Source organism: Hansschlegelia sp. (genome assembly GCF_035538955.1).
In the GTDB taxonomy this organism is placed as follows: Bacteria; Pseudomonadota; Alphaproteobacteria; order Rhizobiales; family Methylopilaceae; genus Methylopila.
In genome coordinates this window covers 296,054-312,681 of record NZ_DATLJK010000009.1, presented here as the reverse complement: position 1 = coordinate 312,681, position 16,628 = coordinate 296,054, and the positions used below count along the sequence as shown (strand labels likewise).

Annotated in this window: 17 protein-coding genes; 2 read left to right on the top strand and 15 right to left on the bottom strand. The window is 71.1% G+C overall.

From position 1 onward, the window contains the following. Nucleotides 1–103: 103 nt before the first annotated feature. The 10 genes from VM780_RS06045 to ccmI form a co-directional block, all read right to left on the bottom strand. Entirely contained in the window at nucleotides 104–634 is a 531-nt protein-coding gene (locus VM780_RS06045) for a gamma carbonic anhydrase family protein (protein WP_325446145.1), read from the bottom strand. 22 nt (nucleotides 635–656) lie between these two features. Beyond that, complete coding sequence (locus VM780_RS06040; RefSeq protein ID WP_325446143.1) at nucleotides 657–953, bottom strand: DUF6949 family protein; 297 nt, start codon at nucleotides 951–953, stop codon at nucleotides 657–659. Between the two features lie 84 nt (nucleotides 954–1,037). Beyond that, a complete protein-coding gene (locus tag VM780_RS06035) occupies nucleotides 1,038–1,247 on the bottom strand; it encodes a DUF3126 family protein (protein WP_325446141.1) in 210 nt (69 codons plus the stop codon). Nucleotides 1,248–1,359: 112 nt separating this feature from the next. After that, nucleotides 1,360–2,802 carry an ATP-binding protein gene (locus VM780_RS06030; RefSeq protein WP_325446139.1) on the bottom strand — a complete coding sequence of 481 codons (1,443 nt, stop codon included), beginning with the start codon at nucleotides 2,800–2,802 and terminating at the stop codon, nucleotides 1,360–1,362. Next, the gene (locus VM780_RS06025; RefSeq protein ID WP_325446137.1) at nucleotides 2,786–3,478 is read right to left on the bottom strand and encodes a response regulator transcription factor; all 693 of its coding nucleotides are present in this window, start codon (nucleotides 3,476–3,478) and stop codon (nucleotides 2,786–2,788) included. Before VM780_RS06025 ends, VM780_RS06030 begins: the two co-directional genes overlap by 17 nt. Nucleotides 3,479–3,663: 185 nt before the next feature. After that, nucleotides 3,664–5,223 carry a Do family serine endopeptidase gene (locus tag VM780_RS06020; RefSeq protein WP_325446135.1) on the bottom strand — a complete coding sequence of 520 codons (1,560 nt, stop codon included), beginning with the start codon at nucleotides 5,221–5,223 and terminating at the stop codon, nucleotides 3,664–3,666. Between the two features lie 125 nt (nucleotides 5,224–5,348). Further along, nucleotides 5,349–5,852, bottom strand: a complete 504-nt coding sequence (locus VM780_RS06015; protein ID WP_325446133.1) for a cytochrome c-type biogenesis protein — start codon at nucleotides 5,850–5,852, stop codon at nucleotides 5,349–5,351. Next, nucleotides 5,849–7,834: a heme lyase CcmF/NrfE family subunit gene (locus VM780_RS06010; RefSeq protein ID WP_325446131.1), complete on the bottom strand. Its 1,986-nt coding sequence runs from the start codon at nucleotides 7,832–7,834 to the stop codon at nucleotides 5,849–5,851. The genes VM780_RS06015 and VM780_RS06010 overlap by 4 nt, the downstream gene beginning before the upstream one ends. Beyond that, nucleotides 7,831–8,331: a cytochrome c maturation protein CcmE gene (gene ccmE / locus VM780_RS06005; RefSeq protein WP_325446129.1), complete on the bottom strand. Its 501-nt coding sequence runs from the start codon at nucleotides 8,329–8,331 to the stop codon at nucleotides 7,831–7,833. Before ccmE ends, VM780_RS06010 begins: the two co-directional genes overlap by 4 nt. Before the next feature lie 11 nt (nucleotides 8,332–8,342). Beyond that, nucleotides 8,343–9,464 (bottom strand): c-type cytochrome biogenesis protein CcmI, encoded by a 1,122-nt coding sequence (ccmI, locus tag VM780_RS06000; RefSeq protein ID WP_325446127.1) that lies wholly within the window; start codon nucleotides 9,462–9,464, stop codon nucleotides 8,343–8,345. A 169-nt stretch (nucleotides 9,465–9,633) separates the two neighbouring features. On the opposite strand from ccmI, the gene VM780_RS05995 reads away from it, so the two are divergent. Next, entirely contained in the window at nucleotides 9,634–10,800 is a 1,167-nt protein-coding gene (locus VM780_RS05995) for an NAD(P)/FAD-dependent oxidoreductase (protein ID WP_325446125.1), read from the top strand. Further along, the gene (locus tag VM780_RS05990; RefSeq protein ID WP_325446123.1) at nucleotides 10,797–12,482 is read left to right on the top strand and encodes an FAD-dependent oxidoreductase; all 1,686 of its coding nucleotides are present in this window, start codon (nucleotides 10,797–10,799) and stop codon (nucleotides 12,480–12,482) included. Before VM780_RS05995 ends, VM780_RS05990 begins: the two co-directional genes overlap by 4 nt. Nucleotides 12,483–12,486: 4 nt before the next feature. Here VM780_RS05990 and VM780_RS05985 read toward each other — a convergent pair whose 3' ends face one another. The 5 genes from VM780_RS05985 to VM780_RS05965 all read right to left on the bottom strand — a co-directional run bounded on the left by VM780_RS05985 (nucleotide 12,487) and on the right by VM780_RS05965 (nucleotide 16,627). Beyond that, complete coding sequence (locus VM780_RS05985; RefSeq protein ID WP_325446121.1) at nucleotides 12,487–12,966, bottom strand: glycine zipper 2TM domain-containing protein; 480 nt, start codon at nucleotides 12,964–12,966, stop codon at nucleotides 12,487–12,489. A gap of 89 nt (nucleotides 12,967–13,055) precedes the next feature. Continuing rightward, nucleotides 13,056–14,513, bottom strand: coding sequence for an ATP-binding protein (locus VM780_RS05980; RefSeq protein ID WP_325446119.1), 1,458 nt, complete (start codon nucleotides 14,511–14,513; stop codon nucleotides 13,056–13,058). Continuing rightward, nucleotides 14,510–15,178, bottom strand: a complete 669-nt coding sequence (locus tag VM780_RS05975) for a response regulator transcription factor (protein ID WP_325446245.1) — start codon at nucleotides 15,176–15,178, stop codon at nucleotides 14,510–14,512. The genes VM780_RS05980 and VM780_RS05975 overlap by 4 nt, the downstream gene beginning before the upstream one ends. Before the next feature lie 78 nt (nucleotides 15,179–15,256). Next, nucleotides 15,257–15,874, bottom strand: coding sequence for a PepSY domain-containing protein (locus VM780_RS05970; protein ID WP_325446117.1), 618 nt, complete (start codon nucleotides 15,872–15,874; stop codon nucleotides 15,257–15,259). Nucleotides 15,875–15,979: 105 nt separating this feature from the next. Next, the gene (locus VM780_RS05965) at nucleotides 15,980–16,627 is read right to left on the bottom strand and encodes a hypothetical protein (protein ID WP_325446115.1); all 648 of its coding nucleotides are present in this window, start codon (nucleotides 16,625–16,627) and stop codon (nucleotides 15,980–15,982) included. Between the last annotated feature and the right edge of the window lies 1 nt (nucleotide 16,628).

Genomic DNA, 16,628 nt, shown 5'->3' with positions numbered 1-16,628 from the left:
CTCGCAGCCTGTCACGTCCCCAACTCCCGCCCGACAGGCCGCAAGCCAGAGGCCGGCTCTCCGCCCGAGAGCCGGCCTCGCCTTTTTCAGCTGAGATGAACCGTCAGCCGACGCGCGCCATGCCTTCGCGGAAGCGCCGGCCATTGGCGACGTAGCGCGCCGCCGAACCCAGCTGGCGCACCTCGAACTCGGGCCCGAGCGTCTTCACCGCGCGGGCGGGCGACCCGATGATCATCGAGAAATCCGGGAACTCCTTGCCCTCGGTCACCAGGGCCCCTGCCCCGACCAGGCAGTAGCGTCCGATCTTGGCGCCGTTCAGCACGGTCGCCCCCATGCCGATCAGGCTGCAGTCCCCGACGGTGCAGCCATGCACGATGGCGCCGTGGCCGAGGGAGCAATCCTCCCCGATCACCAGCGGAAAGCCGGGATCGGTGTGCAGCACGCAGCCGTCCTGCACGTTGGAGCGCGCGCCGATCGTGATCGGCTCGTTGTCGCCGCGCAGCACCGAGCCGAACCAGACGCTGGCGTCTTCCTCAAGGATGACGTCGCCGACCACGATGGCGTTTTCCGCCACGAAGAAGCGGCCATTGGCGGGCGTTCTGGGGCTCACGCCGCCGAGCGAGTAAAGCGCCACCTTGGATCTCCGATCTTTCTGTCTAGCCCACGAAGGCCGCAAGCGCGGCCGCGCCGAGGACCAGGCTCCAGCCGCCGAGCAGAACCGTGCCGGCGCACACCGCCCATGCGGGCCGGCGCGCGCCGAACAACAGGTTGCGGGCCAGGATATAGGATGCGCCGATCGTGACCACCGGGACCGCGGCGGCCGCGATCACGTCGGGCTCCCGCAGCAGGCCGAAACTCGCCCGCCGCTCGGTCACCGCCTCGAAAGCGGACGCCGCGGCGCCCGATATCGCAAAGCCGAGCGCCAGCGTCAGGGCTGCGGTCAGGAAGGACATGGGACACTCTCCGCGTCGGCGTCGTCGTCGCCGGCCTTACGGCAAGACGCGGGCCGTCCCGTTGCGGGACAGTAAGCGGCGGCGTTACTCGAGGTCGGTCTCGAGGATCGCCATCTGGAAATTGTAGGACAGGTCGCCGTCCTCATCGTCGCGGAACAGCACGCCGACGAACTCCTCGCCGAGATAGACCTCGGCGGAATCGTCCTTGCGCGGCCGGGCGACGACCCGGACCGTCTGGTTCTGGAACAGCTTGCGCATGTAACTCTGCACGCGCTCGAGCTCGCGTTTCTCCAAGCTTGCCTCCTTGGGGCGGGGGGAGCCAGCGGGGGCGGCGAGCGCCTGCCCGTCTGGACGTGGGGTCGGGCTTGCCATGGGCCGGGCGCCGAGGCAAGCCCGGCGCATGGCTCTATTCGGCGGCGGCCGGCGCTGGCAGCTTCGCGGTCTCCGCCGGCGCAAGCACGGCGTGGGCGGCGCGCGGCAGGCTCAGCACGGCTCGAAGCCCCGGCGCGTTGTCTTCGAGCGTCAGAGTTCCGCCATGCAGGCGCGCCACGGCGGCCGCAAGCGCAAGCCCGAGGCCCGAGCCCGGACGAGACCGGCTGGTGTCGAGCCGGACGAAACGCTCCATTGCGCGCGGCCGATCCTGCGCCGGGATGCCCGGCCCGCGATCGGCGACCACGATGCGCGCGTCCGTCTCGCTTGCCGAGGCCGAGACCGTCACCTCGCCCGGCCGTCCCTCGGACGCGCCATAGTTCAGCGCGTTCTCCACGAGGTTCGCGACCACCTGGCCGATGAGCTCCCGGTTGCCGAGCACGCGGATGCTGCCCGGCGCGTCCACCGTGAGGCTCGCGCCGCGCTCCTCGGCGAGCGGCTCGTAGAGCTCGGCGACGCCGCGCGCGACCTCCGCGGCGTCGACCTCGCCGATCTGGCCGCGCGCGCCGCCGGATTCGGCGCGGGCGATCAGCAGCAGCGCGTCGAAGATCCGGATCATGCCCTCGGATTCGGCGATGATCTGCTCCATCGCCGCCTGCCACTCATCGTCGCCATGCGCCGTGCGCAGCGCCGCCTCGGCGCGATTGCGCAGGCGCGTCAGCGGCGTCTTGAGGTCGTGCGCGATGTTGTCCGAGACCTCCTTGAGCCCCGCCATCAGCTCGTTGATGCGGTCGAGCATCGCGTTGGTGGCCTGCGCCAGCCGGTCGAACTCGTCGTCGGATCCCGTCACGGCGAGCCGGCCCGACAGGTCGCCCGCCATGATGGTGCGGCTCGTCTCCGTCATGGCGTCGAGCCGCTTCAGCACGCGACGCGCGACGAACACGCCGCCAGCGAGGCCGAGCACCACCACGAGGCCGAGCGACCACTGCACGGCGTTCGCGATGACGGCGGAGAGCCGCTCGCGCTCCTCGGTGTCGCGGCCGACCAGCAGGCGGTAGCCGCCCGGCAGCACGAACACGCGCACCACCGCTGGATACGGCGCGACCTCGTTCTCGCCGACGCGCTGATAGGGGATCTCACGCTCGCCGGCCTCGGCCAGCGACGCGCCGGGGATCGCCTGCAGATTGCCGGCCAGGACATCTCCCTGGAACGTCGTCAGCAGATAGAGCGAGCCCTGGGAGGAGCGGTTTGAGCGCTCATCGACGACAGCCACCAGCTTGCGGATGCCGCCCTGTCGGTACTGCTCGGCGAGGCCGGTGATCTCGGCATCGACCGTGGCGTTGAGCTGGCCGGCGATCAGCGCGTTGGCGTGCCAGGCCACATAGGCGAGCACGACCGTGGACAGCGTGGCGAACACCAGCAGATAGGCGAGCGCCAGCCGGAAGGCGGTGGTGCGGAGGAGCTTACCGAGCGCCGTCACGGATCATGTATCCCGCGCCGCGCACGGTGTGCAGCAGCTGCTTGTCGAAGCCCTTGTCGATCTTCGAACGCAGGCGGGACACATGGACGTCGATCACGTTGGTCTGGGGGTCGAAATGATAGTCCCAGACATTCTCCAACAGCATCGTGCGCGTGACCACCTGGCCCGCGTTGCGCATGAGATATTCGAGCAGCCGGAATTCCCGCGGCTGGAGCGGGATGTCCTGGCCGCCGCGGGTGACGGTGTGGGACAGCCGGTCGAGCTCGAGATCGGCGATCCGGTAGACGGTCTCGGCCGCCGCCGGTCCGCCGCGGCGCGACAGCGCCTCGACGCGGGCGAGCAGTTCGGCGAAGGCGTAGGGCTTGGTCAGATAATCGTCGCCGCCGGCCCGCAGGCCCTGGACCCGGTCGTCGACCTGTCCCAGCGCCGAGAGGATCAGAACCGGCGTCTTCAGCCCCTCGGCCCTGAGCCGCCCGATCAGCGACAGGCCGTCGAGCTTCGGCAACATCCGGTCGACCACGAGCACGTCGTAGTTCGACTGCATGGCGAGCGCATAGCCGTCCAGGCCGTCGGCGGCATGGTCCGCGACGTGACCGGCCTCGGTCATCGCCTTGACGACATAGGCGGCCGCTTCGCGGTCGTCCTCAACGATCAGGAGCTTCATGGCGTTGGTCATGGCGCGGAGGCGATCCGGCTGCAAGCGCGACGCTGCGGGAATGCGCGGCCCCGGACGGGCGAGGGAGAGGCCCGCCCGAGGCGCGAATGCGAAGCGGCGGACGGGCGGGGGAAGTCCGTCCGCCGCTCGCAGTCAGATCCCGGCGGCCGCGGGGGGTCGGCCGGTCGGGATCCCTCGGCCGGGCTTCAGCCCTGGCCGATCTCGATCGCGACGAAGCGCGTCGCGTCGTTGCGCTTGACGAGCAGGAGGACGGACTTCTTGCCGTCCTTCTGCGCGGCGTCGAGCTGGGAGGTGACGTCGGAGACGCTCGAGACCGTCTTGCCGCCGACCCGCAGGATCACGTCGCCGGACTCGAGCTTGCCGGCCGCGGCGCCGTCTTCGTCGACATTGGTCACCACGAGACCCTGATCGCCCGCACCGGCCATCTTGCTGGCGGGCGTGACTTCGATGCCGAGCTTGACCTTGGACGATCCGGCGTCTTCGTCATCGCCCTGGTTGAGCGAAGCCTGCTTGGGTTCTTCCGGCAGCGTGCCGAGCTTGAGCGACTTGGTCTCTTCCTTGCCGTCGCGCCAGATCGTGAGCGTCACCTCCTTGCCGGGATCCATCGAGGCGATCTTGCGCGACAGGTCGCGCGCATTGTCGATCTCCTCCCCGTTGACCTTGAGGATGGTGTCGCCGGACTTGAGCCCAGCCTTCTCGCCGGGGGTGCCCTTCTGGGCCTCCGCGACAAGCGCGCCCTGCGGCTTCGGCAGCCCGAGGCTTTCGGCGATCTCGTCCGTGACCGGCTGGATCTGCACGCCGATATAGCCCCGCGCGATCGAACCACCGTTCTTGAGCTTCTCGACGATGTCGGTGGCGACCTCCGCCGGGATCGAGAACGCGATGCCGACATTGCCGCCGGACGGCGAATAGATCGCCGTGTTCACGCCGACGACCTCGCCACGGAGGTTGAAGGTCGGGCCGCCGGAGTTGCCGCGGTTCACCGCCGCGTCGATCTGCAGGAAGTCGTCATAGGGGCCTGCGCCGATGTCACGGCCGCGGGCCGAGACGATGCCGGCGGTCACCGAGCCGCCGAGGCCGAACGGATTGCCGACCGCGATCACCCAGTCGCCGACGCGCGGCCCTTCCTTCCCGGCGAACTTGACGTAGGGGAAGTCCTTCTTGTCGCCATCGACCTTCAGCAGCGCGAGGTCGGTTCGCGGATCGGTGCCGACCACTTTGGCCTTGTAGGTGGTGTCGTCGTCCGGCTTGAGCTCGACTTCCTTAGCGCCCTGCACCACGTGGTTGTTGGTCACCACATAGCCGTCGGCGGAAATGAAGAAGCCGGAGCCCTGCGCCATGCCGCGATGCGGCTTCGGCTTGGCGCCTGGGCCGCCGTTCTGGCCGAACTCCTTGAAGAACTTCTTCAGCGGGTGGTCGTCCGGAAGCTGGTCGAGTCCGGGCATGCCGGGCATGCCCCCGCCGCCGGCCTCCTCATCGTCGGTCGCGATGTTCTTGACGCGGACGCTCACGACCGCCGGCTTCACGCGGTCAACGACGTCGGCGAAGCTCGGCAGCGCCGGTCCGGCCTGCGGCTGGATGGCCGACGGGGTGTCGGCGCGGGCGGGCGCGACATAAGATGTGAGCGCCTGGCCGCCAAGCGCGCCCGCGACGCCGAGCGCAAGCGCCGAGGCGATGACCGTCTTGCGGCGACGGGCGAGAAAGCCGCTGTCGGGAGCCGACGGCCTCTTGGGTTCAATCGTCATGCGAGTGGTCTCCGGGCGGAAAGGTCCTGAGCCCCATATGGGCGTGCGATGCGGAGATTCACGTAGTCGGCCTTACGGCCTGCTGTCGACGGCGTGAAATTTCGTTAAGGCTCGGGACTTGTACGTCAGCCCGGCCGGCCCGGTTCGACGTCGCGATCGAGAAGCGCCTCGACCCTTGCACGCTCCTCTTCCGTCAGACCCTGCGCGGCTGCGCTTCGGCGGCGGACGCGAAAAGCCCAAAACGCGTAGCCGGCGAGCCCCAGGACGAGGATTGCGGGCGCAAAGCCCCAGAGCAGCAGCGTTTCGCCGCGCAGCCGCGGCCTGAGCAGAACGAACTCGCCATAGCGGTCGGTCAGGAAGCTCAGGACCTGTCGGTCGCTGTCGCCTGCCTTGATGCGCTCGCGCACGAGCAGACGTAAATCTTTTGCGAGCGGAGCGTCAGAGTCGTCGATCGACTGGTTCTGACAAACCATGCAGCGCAGCTCGGCGCTGATCTCCCGCGCCCGCGCCTCCTGGGCGGGGTCGGGAAGCTGCTCGCCAGGATTCACCGCGAAGGCGCCGCCGGCGGACAGCGCCAACGCTAAGACGACCGCAGCGGAGACCCGAACTCGGCGCCCGCGCGGCGTCATTCGGCCGGCTGCAGCGCCGGCGACGGCCGGGCGGCCTTGCGGGGGGCGCCCACGCGCAGGCGACGGTCGGCCAGCGACAGCACGCCGCCAAATCCCATGATGACCGCGCCAAGCCAGATCAGGACGACCAGCGGCTTGTAGTGCAGCCGCAGCCCGGTCTCGCCGTCATCGCGCGCCTCCGCCATCGAGGCGTAGAGCTGGGAGAAGCCGAAGGTCGCGATGCTCGACTCCGACAGATCCATCTTGCGGGCGGTATAGAGCCTGCGACCCGGCTCGAGCGTGGCGATCTCCTTACCGTCCTCGCGCACCTTGAGAGCGGCGATGGTGGAGCGGTAGTTCGGCCCGTCCCGCTCCGAGAGTCCTTCGAAGGTCAGCTCCATTCCCGCGAGCTTCGCCGTGTCGCCCGGCTTGAGCGCGACGATCGACTCGCTCGACCAGGCCGTGGCGGCGACGACGCCGAGCAGGGTCACGCCGAGGCCCGCGTGAGCGAACGCCCCGCCCCAGGCGGAGCTCGGCAGGCCGCGCGCGCGCCGGAAGCTTTCTCCTAGCGGCGCCCGGAACAGCTTTGTGCGTTCCTGAATTTCGGCGAAGGCGCCCACGATCGCGAACAGCGCGAGCCCGACGCCGAGCGGCGCGAGCGTCGGTCCGCCGCGCAGGAGGCCGGCGACCAGGGCAGTGCCAAGGATCGCCACGCCGAAAGCAAGCGTCAGGCCCTGGGCGGCCCGCAGCGCGTCGCCGCGCTTCCAGGCGAGCAGCGGCGCGAACGGCATGACCATCAGCACCGGCAGCATGATCGGGCCGAAGGTCATGTTGAAGAAGGGCGGCCCGACCGAGATTTTCTCGCCCGTGAAGGCCTCGAGCGCGAGCGGGTAGAGCGTGCCGATGAACACCGCCGCGCACGCCGCGGTGAGGAAGATGTTGTTCATCACCAGCGCGCCCTCGCGGCTCACCGGAGCGAACAGGCCGCCCTGCTTCAGGACGGGCGCCCGGAAGGCGTAGAGCGTCAGGCTGCCGCCGACGAAGACGCTGAGGATGATCAGGATCGCCACCCCGCGCGCCGGATCGACCGCGAAGGCGTGCACCGAGGTCAGCACGCCCGAACGCACCAGGAAGGTGCCGAGCAGCGACAGCGCGAAGGTCAGCAGCGCGAGCAGGATCGTCCAGACCTTGAGCGCCTCGCGCTTCTCCATCACCACCGCCGAATGCAGCAGCGCGGTGCCGGAGAGCCAGGGCATCAGCGAGGCGTTCTCGACCGGATCCCAGAACCAGAAGCCGCCCCAGCCGAGCTCGTAGTAGGCCCAGTAGGAACCCATCGCGATGCCGAGAGTGAGGAAGCACCAGGCCATTAGCGTCCAGGGCCGCACCCAGCGCGCCCAGGCGGCATCGACACGCCCCTCGAGCAGCGCCGCCACCGCGAAGGAGAAGGCCATCGAGAAGCCGACATAGCCGACATAGAGCAGCGGCGGATGGATCGCGAGGCCAGGGTCCTGCAGCAGCGGGTTGAGGTCCTGCCCCTCGAGCGGGGCCGGCAGAAGCCGGCGGAACGGGTTCGAGGTGACCAGCACGAACAGCAGGAAGGCGACCGAGACCATCGCCTGCGCGGCGAGCACGTCCGCCTTGAGCCGCATCGGGAGATTGCGCCCGAACAGCGCGACCAGCGCGCCGAACAGAACCAGGATCAGCACCCACAGCAGCAGGGAGCCCTCATGGTTCCCCCACACGCCGGAGATCTTGTAGATCAGCGGCTTGGCGGAGTGCGAGTTCTCGACGACGTTGAGCAGCGAGAAGTCCGACGTCACATAAGCGTGGGTGAGCGCCGCGAAGGCCGCCGCCACCAGCACAAACTGGGCGACCGCGAGCGGGCTCGCGAGCCCCATCAGGGCCGCGTCGCGCGTCCGCGCTCCCCACAGCGGCAGGCTCGCCTGCAGCAGGGCGAGGGCGAGCGCCAGGACGAGCGCGTAATGTCCAGCTTCGGCGATCATTTGGGCGCTGCTCCGCCGGCTTCGGGCCGCCATTCGCCCTGAGCCTTGAGGCGGTCGGCGACGTCCTTCGGCATGTAGTTTTCGTCATGCTTGGCGAGCACGCCGTCGGCTCGGAACACGCCGCGATCGTCCATCTGGCCCTCGGCCACGACGCCCTGCCCCTCCCGGAACAGGTCGGGAAGCAGGCCCGTATAGGTGACCGGAAGCTCGCTCTTCATGTCGGTCACGACGAACCGCACGGTCGCGCCTTGGTGGACGACAGAGCCCTGCTTGACGAGGCCGCCGAGCCTGAGCCGGGCGCCGGGCGTCTCGCTGCGCGCCGCGATCTCGCTCGGCGTGCGGAAGAACACCAGCGTATCGCTGAAGGCGTTCAGGATCAGGGCGGTCGCGGCCGCGAGCACAAGGCCGACGACGCCGAGCAGCGCGAGCCTCCGCCGCTTGCGGGCGCTGGCGCGCCGCCGCGGAGACGGGAAGGAAGAGGCGGCGTCGATCGTCATCTCTGTACCCTCTACGCGCCTCTGCCCTCGAGACCAAGCCCCAGCGCCAGCGCTTCCAGCCGCGCGCCGGCGCGTCCGTCCCCGGAGAACTTGGCCCTCGCTTCGCTAAGCGCCGCTCTGGCCTTTTCCGTGTCGCCGAGCGTCGCGCGCGCCTTCACGAGCTTCAGCCACTCGCCGAGATCGCCGCCCTGCCCCGCCAGCCTTTCGGCCAGCCCGTCGACCATCGCGCGGATCTTCGCCATGCGCTGCTCCGGGGTCTTCAGCGCCTCCGCCTCGGCGCCGGTCGGCATCGGCAGCGTCGGGACGTCGGCGAGCCGCTGCAATTCTTCCCTGAGCGCGCCAAGATAGGGCGCGTCCTGCGGAGAGCGATCCAGCAGCGCCTTCAGCCTGCCGAGCGCGCCGGCCGTGTCGCCGTCCTGCTGGGCCGCCCGCGCAAGGTAGAGCGACCCCTTGATCGACGGCGCGTCGCCTTCGACCGAGCGCTCGAAGGCGGCGCGCGCGTCTTCGGTCACCACGCCGTCGGCGGCCGCGAACAGCGCCTCGCCCAGATTGGCCTGACGGTCGGGGGTGGAGCCGAGCAACCGGATAACGTTGCGATAGGCGCCGACGGCGTCGTCGGCCCGTCCGGTCCCGAGATAGATCGGCGCGATCACCTCCCAGCCGCGGCCGTCATTCGGGTTCTTGGCGAGCGCCGCCTCGACGCGCGCGACCAGATCCGCGATGCGGCTGGCGTCCGGCGGCTGCTTTTGACGGGCCGCGAGCGGCTGGTCCGGCACGCCCGGGCTGCCGAGAACCGCATAGCCGCCGAGCGAGACCAGCGGCAGGCCCACCAGCGCGATCACGGCCGCGATGCGCCGGCGGCGCACGCTCTGACCGACTCCGGCGTCCGCACCGCTGCGGTCGGAGGCGGCGATCAACCTCCGCGCCACCTCGACGCGCGCGCTGTCGGCGTCGCGGTCGTCGATCAGCCCGCGGGCGCGATCGCGGGCGATCTCGTCGATCTGATCGCGATACACCGCGACGTCCGCCTCGGCGGAGTCGGCGGAAACCTCGCGACGACGCGCGAGCGAGCCGAGCACGACGAAGACCGCCGCGCCGGTCATCAGCGCGACCGCCAGCCAGAGAGCCGTCATTGGACCGTTCCTTCCCGCGGCGTGACATAGCGGGCGCGCGCCTCCGGGTGAAGGGACACGCCGTCGCGCAGAGGCCGCATCGCGGCAAAATCGCCGCTCACGGGCTGAATCGGCGGCCGCGCCGCACTATAGGGTGGGGAGCCCTCCACCACTCTCTCCCCGACCGCCCTTGATTCGAAGCGCTCTCGCCACGCTGTCATTTCCGCGCCTGATGCGCCGCCCGGTCGATGCCGCGAGGCCGCGCCCGGCGCTTCGCGACGCTTATGACGTAATCGTGGTCGGCGGCGGCGTCCGCGCGCTGGCGATCGCCCGGCTCTGCGCCGCCAACAATGCGAGCGTCGCGCTGTTTGCGCCCGGCGAAATCGCGGCGGCCCCCGACGAGCGCGCATGGCCGGTGGTGCGCTCCGCCCACCGCGACCGCCAGCGCCTCGCGGTGGAAGCGCGCGCGCCGAAGCGGGTGCTGCGCGCGATCTCGCGATTGCCGCTGTCGGTTCCTCGGCAGGTGACCGGGTGCCTCACGTTGTCCGGGAGCGCCGACGGCGTCGAGGCCCTCACGGCGGTGGCGGCGCAGGCCAAGGCTGTCCGCGTCGACGCCTGGATGGTGCCGGCGCGTGAGGTCGCGGCGCTCAGCCCGCCGCTCGCCGCCGGTCGGGGCCTCGCGCCCGCGCTACACGAGCAGCGGGCGGTGACGGTCGACGTGGACGCCCTCGCCCTTGCGCTCGCCGCGGCGGCGGCCGACGCGGGCGTCGGCCTGTTCCCGTTTTCGCCGGTGGCGACGCTGGAGCGCGAGGGTGGCGCAGTGCGGGGCGTGGATCTCGGCGATCGGCTGGTCGGGACCAGCGCTGTCGTGCTGGCCGACGATTTCGCCGCGATCCGCCTGATCCGCGAGGGCAAGGGCAGGCTGTCGCTGAAGCGGGAGGAACGGCTGTTCCTGACGACCGAGGCGGGGACGCCCTATATCGGGCCCGCGATCGTGGCCGACGACGTGACGCTGTCCCGCGACCCCGCCGGCGTCATCACCGCCTCCGGCCCTGCTGCAGACGACGCACTGGCGGAGCGGCTCGTCGCGCTGGCGCCGTCGCTCTCCGCGACCCCGGTCGCGTCCGAGGAGCCGGTGACGGTGTGGACGGGCGTCGACGGCCGCGCCCAGGTGGGAGCGGCCGACATTCCGGGGCTTTGGCTGGCGCTCGGCTTCGGCCGAGACCCGCTTTCGGCGGCAGGGCCCGCGGCGCGGCAGATCGCGGGGCTGCTGTTCGACCGGCCGGTAGACCCCGCCTTCGAGCCCTTCGCGCCGACGCGCCGTCCGACGGTGCGTGACCGGGAGCTGGTGCGATGAGCGGGCCGCGCCGCCTGGCGGCGCCCCCGGCGGGCTTCGGGGTGGACCTCGACGGCGCGGAGCCGGCGAGCTTCCGGTTCGGCGGGCGCAACTACACCGGCTGTTACGGCGACACCCTGGCGAGCGGTCTGCTTGCGGCCGGCGTGAGCGTCTGGTCGGCGAGCCCGCGCCTCGGACGGCCGCGTGGCCTGATGGGCCTCGCAATCGACGACGCGGCGCTGCTCGCGCTTGGCGGCGATTCCGGCGCGTGGTCTGCGGCGGCCGCCGACGAGATCGTGCTGCGGGAGGCGATGAGCGCACGGCGCGCCGCCCCGGCGGGCGCTGACGCGGCGACGCTGACGGGCGGCCGCGCGCTTCTGCCCGCGGCGCGCCGGCTCCTCGAGACGCTGCGGCGCTCCCTGCCGCTGCCTGCGCCGCGGCTCGCGCCGCCGCGGCCGCTGCCGCCAGCCCGGCGGGACGCGTGCGACGTCGTGGTCATCGGCGCGGGGCTCGCGGGCCTCGCGGCCGCCGCCGCCGCGCGCGCGGCGGGTCTCGACGTGCGCGTCGTGGAGGCTTCGCGGCGCGCCGGCGGCGTCGCGGATCTGTTCGGCGGACGGATCGAGGGTCTCTCGCTCAAGGCTTGGGCTGACGCCCAGGCCGCGGCGCTCGGCGACTTGCTCGTCGCCAATGCGACCGCCATCGCGATCGGCGCGGACGGCGCCGTGACGGTGATCGAACGAACCGACGCAAGCCGGCCAAGCGAGGTCGCGCTGCGGGTGATCTCGGCCGGCGCCGTGGTGCTCGCGACCGGCTCTCGCGAGCGTCCGCTGATCTTCGCCGACAATGACCGCCCGGGCGTCCTGTTGTCCTGCGCCGCGCGCGCCCTGCTGCGCCGCCAGGCGATCGCGCCAGGCGAGCGGGTGGTGGTCGCCACCACCTCGGACGACGGCTATCGCACCGCAGTCGACCTCAAACAGGCCGGCGTCACGGTGGAGCTCGTGCTCGACGCGCGCGAAAACCCGCAGGGGGCCGCGGTCGATCTCGCCAAGGCGCAGGGCCTGCCGCTGAGCCTGTTCTCCGTCGTCACCGGCGTCGACCACGACCCCGCCCGCGGCGGTCTCGTCGGGGTGCGGGCGCAAAACCGGTTCGGCGAGGGCGTCTCGGCCGGCGCGCGGACGCTGGCGGCGGACGCGCTGATCGTTTCGGGTGGATTTACGCCGCGCGATGAGCTGGCGCGGCGCTGCGGCCTGGGCGAGGCGCAGGGGGTGTTCGTCGCCGCCGGCCCGGACGCGGCCCGCGCCGTGGCGGAAGGCTGGGCGGCCGGGACCGCGGCCGCGAGCCGGCTCGGCGCCGAAGTGAACACCGCGGCGCCGGAGGTGAGCGCCACAAGCGACGAGCCGGACGACGGCGTCGCCGGCTATCTGGAGCGGCTCGACCCGGCTTTCGCGGACGCCGCCTTCGTCGACATCGGGGCCGACGTCACTGCGGCGGACGTGTTCGCCGCCGCGGAAGCCGGCGCCTTGGGCCCGGAGGCGCTGGCGCGGCGGCTCGGGCTCGGCGGCGGGCTCGACGGCGGCCGGCTCTCGGCCGACCTGCCGGCGCGGCTGTTCGCCACGATCGGCGCCGGCAGGCCGCCGGCGCCCTCGCCCGGGCGCCCGACGCTCGGGCTGCTCGCCGCGCGCGCCGGACTCCGCAACGCCTGAACGATCAGTCGATCGGGACCCAGCGGCCGCGCGGGCCGCGGCAAGACTGGCCACGCTCGACAATGACCTTGCCGTTGGGGCGATAGATCCGGCGCTCGAAGGAGCGGCAGCGTTCGTAATCGCTGCGGACATAGGTCGGGCCGACGGTGACCGAGCCGTAATATTCGCGCGAGCGCCACTCATAGGGGCGGCCCTCGTCGCCGCGCTCGAGCGCGTCGTATTCGGCCTCCTCCGCGCGCGCCCGCGCATCGTCGTCGAGCGCCGCGCCGATGCGGTTGCCGAGCAGCGCGCCGACGCCTGCGCCGATCACCGTTCCGGCGACGCCGCTGCCGCCATGTCCGCCGATCGCATTGCCGATCAGGCCGCCGCCCACGGCGCCCGCCACCGTGCCGAATCCTTCGCCCTCTCGCCCCGGTCCGCAGGCTGCAAGCGACAGCGACAGCGCGCCCGCGGCGGCGAAGGCGGCAAACTTGGAAATCGTCATGAATTCTCCCCTGACCGCCGCGGCCGCCCCCAGCCGATTCGGCGTGAGCGTGATCAGAAAAGGAGAATCCGGCGAAACCGCGGACGGCGTCAGGCGGCCGGCAGTTCGAGCTCGCAACGCAGACCGCCGGACGAGGACGCGCCGAGCTGGAGGCCGCCGCCATACATCGCGGCGAGATCGCTGACGATCGCGAGGCCTAGCCCCGAGCCGGGCTTGGTCTCGTCAAGCCTGCGTCCGCGCCGCAGCACGTCTTTCCGCTGGTCGGCGCTGAGGCCCGGCCCGTCATCCTCGATCACGATCCGAAGGGTCGGGCGCCTGCGCCCAACCAACGGTTCGGCCGAGAGGCTGACGCGCGTTTCGGCCCATTTGCAGGCGTTGTCGACCAGATTGCCGACCATCTCCTCGAGATCCTGCCGCTCGCCACGGAAGCGCAGTTCGGCAGGCGCCGAGGCTTCAACGACGAGCGTCCGGTCGCGATGCACCTTCTCCATGGTGCGGGCGAGCGCATTGAGCGCCGGCTTCACCTCCGCGGTCTCGCCCGTGAAGGCGACGCCCGCCGAAAGCCGGGCGCGTTCGAGGTGATGGTCGATCTGGCGGCGCATGACGAGCGCCTGCTCGCGGACCTTTTCGGCGAAGCCGCCCTCGCCGGCGTGGGCCTCGTTGGCGATGACGGAGAGCGGCGTCTTGAGGCCATGCGCGAGGTTTCCGACATGGGTGCGCGCGCGTTCGACGATCTCCCGGTTCGATTCCAGCAGCGCATTCAGCTCGCCGACCAAGGGGGCGATTTCCTTTGGGAAATCGCCGTCGAGCCCTGCGCGGCCGCCGCGCCGGATTTCGGAGAGCTGGGTCCGCATCCGGCTGAGCGGACGAAGCCCGAACACGACCTGGAACCAGGTCGTCGCCATCAGCCCAAGTCCCAGGGCCAGAAAGCTGACCAGGAGCGCGAAGTTGAAATCCGCGACGTCCCTGTCGATCTCGCCTGAGGCCGCGCCGATCGCGATTAGGTAACGGCCGTCCTGGCCGAGATCGATCGTGCGCTCGACGACGCGCAGGCGCTGGTTCTCAGGACCTTCCACATAGCCTTCGCGCGTGCCGACGAGCGCCTCGCCCTCGCGGAGGGCGGCGGGACGCGGCAGCTGCTCCTCGAACAGCGATTTGGAGGTCGTGGATTCCGGCGGATCGCGGTCGATCCGGGTGATCTGCCAGTACCATCCCGAAAGCGGCAGATCGAAGCGTGGCTCGCCGAAGGAGCCCGGGTCCTCGCGGCTGAAAGTGCCGTCCGCGACCGCCGCCACCAGCGTCTTCAGATAGACGTGCAGCCTCTGGTCGAAGCCGCGCTCGACGGAGCGGGTATAATAGGAGGACAGCGTCACGCCGACGATCAGCAGGACTGCGCCGGTCCACAGCGCGGCCGACAGGAACAGGCGGACCGCGATGGAGGCGGGTCGGCGGGACGGATCAGCGGCGGCGGGAGGAGAGTCCGTGCGCGCAGACGGGGCCGAGGCCGCAAGGCCCTCTTCGGCAGGACCCTCGGCGCTGACGCTCATGCGGCCTCGGGCGGCGCAAGAACATAGCCGAGCCCGCGCACCGTCTGAATCACGTCCGCGCCCAGCTTCTTTCGCAGGCGGCCGACGAACACCTCGATCGTGTTGGAGTCTCGGTCGAAATCCTGGTCATAGAGATGCTCGACCAGCTCGGTGCGCGACACCACCCGCCCCTGGTGATGCATCAGATAGGCGAGCAGCCGGTACTCGTGCGACGTCAGCTTGACGGCATGGCCGTCGATCGTGACGCGGCCGGCGCGGGTGTCGAGCCGGACCGGGCCGCACAGCAGCTCGCTCGAGGCATGACCGCTCGCGCGCCGCAGCAGGGCGCGCAGGCGGGCGAGGATCTCCTCCATGTGAAACGGCTTCGGCACGTAGTCGTCTGCCCCGGCGTCGAAGCCCTGAACCTTGTCGGACCAGCGGTCGCGCGCCGTCAGGATCAGCACCGGCGTCGTCTTGCCGTCGCGCCGCCACTGCTCGAGCACGCTGATGCCGTCCATCTTGGGCAGGCCGATGTCGAGCACGATGGCGTCGTAGGGCTCGGTGTCGCCCAGAAAATGCCCTTCCTCGCCGTCGAAGGCCCGATCGACCGCGTAGCCGGCCTCCTCCAGCGCGGCGGTGATCTGGCGGTTGAGGTCGGGATCGTCCTCGACGACGAGCAGGCGCATGAGCATCAAACCTCGGCGGTTCAGCCGCTTGTTATAGCGCGCCTCGGCAGACGGCGATGAGAGCGGCCGCGCATATAGTCAACGGACGCCGACCAGATGGCCGTCGGCTGCGTCGATCCTGACGCGCGCGACCTTACCGTCCGGGTTGAGCAGAGTGAGTTCATAGGCGAGGCTGCCGCCATAGGTGCACAGGCGGTAGTCGATCACCTCGCCGGACCACGCATCCCGAGCCGTGCGCACGGCCTGCGCCAGCGTCACGGCGCGCTTGGCGATGATGGCGCGCCGCGCGTCGCGGGCGGACAGACAGTCGATGCCGCCGGTTGGGTCGCCGCCGCGGGCCAGGGCGCGGGAACGCTCGAGGCCCTCAAACCGAGGGTTGGCCGCGCGGGCTGCGGCGCGCGCCCGGTCGAGGTCGTCGCCGGGCGTCTCGCTCGCGCGAGCGGCGGCGCGGGCGCGGTCGATGTCGCGCTCATTGTCCCGCGAGTCTCGCCCCGGCGGCCGCGGGCGATCGTCCGGCGGTCGCCCGCGGTCATCAGCCGAACGGCGCGCGTCGTCCGGGCCGCGGCGGTCATCCGGCGCCCGCGGTTGCTCGCGCGGGCCGTCGTCGCGGACCACCCGCGGCGCGTCGTCGGCGACGACCGGCGTGCCGCAGACCGCCAGAGCGGCGATCAACGCTGCTGCAAAGGACCGGAACATGACTGCTATTTCTTGAGTCTCCGCGCTGAACCCGCGATGAATGGGCGGGCTCGTCCGGCCGCCACGCCAAAGATGGTAAGCCCCGGCGGGCCGCCGGCCAGTGGGTCAGCCCGGCGGCATGCGCGCGCGCTCAATACGGTCGAGCCGCTCGCGCAGATCGATGATCACGTCGCGCGCGCCGTAAATAGATCCGAGCGCTTGTTTGAGATCGTCGATCTGGCGCTGGACGGATTGCAGCGCGAGATCCTGCGACCGCCAGCGCTCCTGATGCTCGCCCCGCGGCACGACCGCCGCCTGCGCCTCTCTGGCCTGCGTTTCCAAGGCTTTGAGCATGCCGTCGACGCGCGCGAAGCGGGCGTCCATGTCCTGCCGGTTGACCAGCCGGTTGTTCTCGTAGGTCGCCTTGAAGTCGCCGAACGTCGTCAGCGGCGTCGCCTCAGCGGCGTCTCGCTCCAGCCGCCTGATGGCGTCGTCGACGGGGGTTTTGGCGAGCTGGCCGCCCGCGATCACAATTGCGAGCACGACGCCCATCGCGGAGACGATCGTGGCCCAGGGCGTGCGGGAGCGCTCATCGAGCTTGGCCGCAAGCGCCGACAGCTGCGCCGAGACATCGCCGATACGCCCCGAGAACAGCTGGTTGAGGTCCTGCACCCCGCGCTCAAGCCCGTAGACCCGCTGCTCCAGCGCCGCGAGCTTGGCGTCTCCCCGCACATAGGGCGCCGCGCCCCGCGGCGTCTGCGTCGGCGGGTTCATG

Coding starts and splice junctions, on each gene's coding strand:
- VM780_RS06040 (WP_325446143.1), bottom strand. CDS start 953: ATGTCCTTCCTGACCGCAGCCCTGACGCTGGCGCTCGGCTTTGCGATA.
- VM780_RS06025 (WP_325446137.1), bottom strand. CDS start 3,478: ATGACCAACGCCATGAAGCTCCTGATCGTTGAGGACGACCGCGAAGCG.
- VM780_RS06020 (WP_325446135.1), bottom strand. CDS start 5,223: ATGACGATTGAACCCAAGAGGCCGTCGGCTCCCGACAGCGGCTTTCTC.
- VM780_RS06015 (WP_325446133.1), bottom strand. CDS start 5,852: ATGACGCCGCGCGGGCGCCGAGTTCGGGTCTCCGCTGCGGTCGTCTTA.
- VM780_RS06010 (WP_325446131.1), bottom strand. CDS start 7,834: ATGATCGCCGAAGCTGGACATTACGCGCTCGTCCTGGCGCTCGCCCTC.
- ccmE (WP_325446129.1), bottom strand. CDS start 8,331: ATGACGATCGACGCCGCCTCTTCCTTCCCGTCTCCGCGGCGGCGCGCC.
- ccmI (WP_325446127.1), bottom strand. CDS start 9,464: ATGACGGCTCTCTGGCTGGCGGTCGCGCTGATGACCGGCGCGGCGGTC.
- VM780_RS05990 (WP_325446123.1), top strand. CDS start 10,797: ATGAGCGGGCCGCGCCGCCTGGCGGCGCCCCCGGCGGGCTTCGGGGTG.
- VM780_RS05985 (WP_325446121.1), bottom strand. CDS start 12,966: ATGACGATTTCCAAGTTTGCCGCCTTCGCCGCCGCGGGCGCGCTGTCG.
- VM780_RS05980 (WP_325446119.1), bottom strand. CDS start 14,513: ATGAGCGTCAGCGCCGAGGGTCCTGCCGAAGAGGGCCTTGCGGCCTCG.
- VM780_RS05975 (WP_325446245.1), bottom strand. CDS start 15,178: ATGCGCCTGCTCGTCGTCGAGGACGATCCCGACCTCAACCGCCAGATC.
- VM780_RS05970 (WP_325446117.1), bottom strand. CDS start 15,874: ATGTTCCGGTCCTTTGCAGCAGCGTTGATCGCCGCTCTGGCGGTCTGC.
- VM780_RS05965 (WP_325446115.1), bottom strand. CDS start 16,627: ATGAACCCGCCGACGCAGACGCCGCGGGGCGCGGCGCCCTATGTGCGG.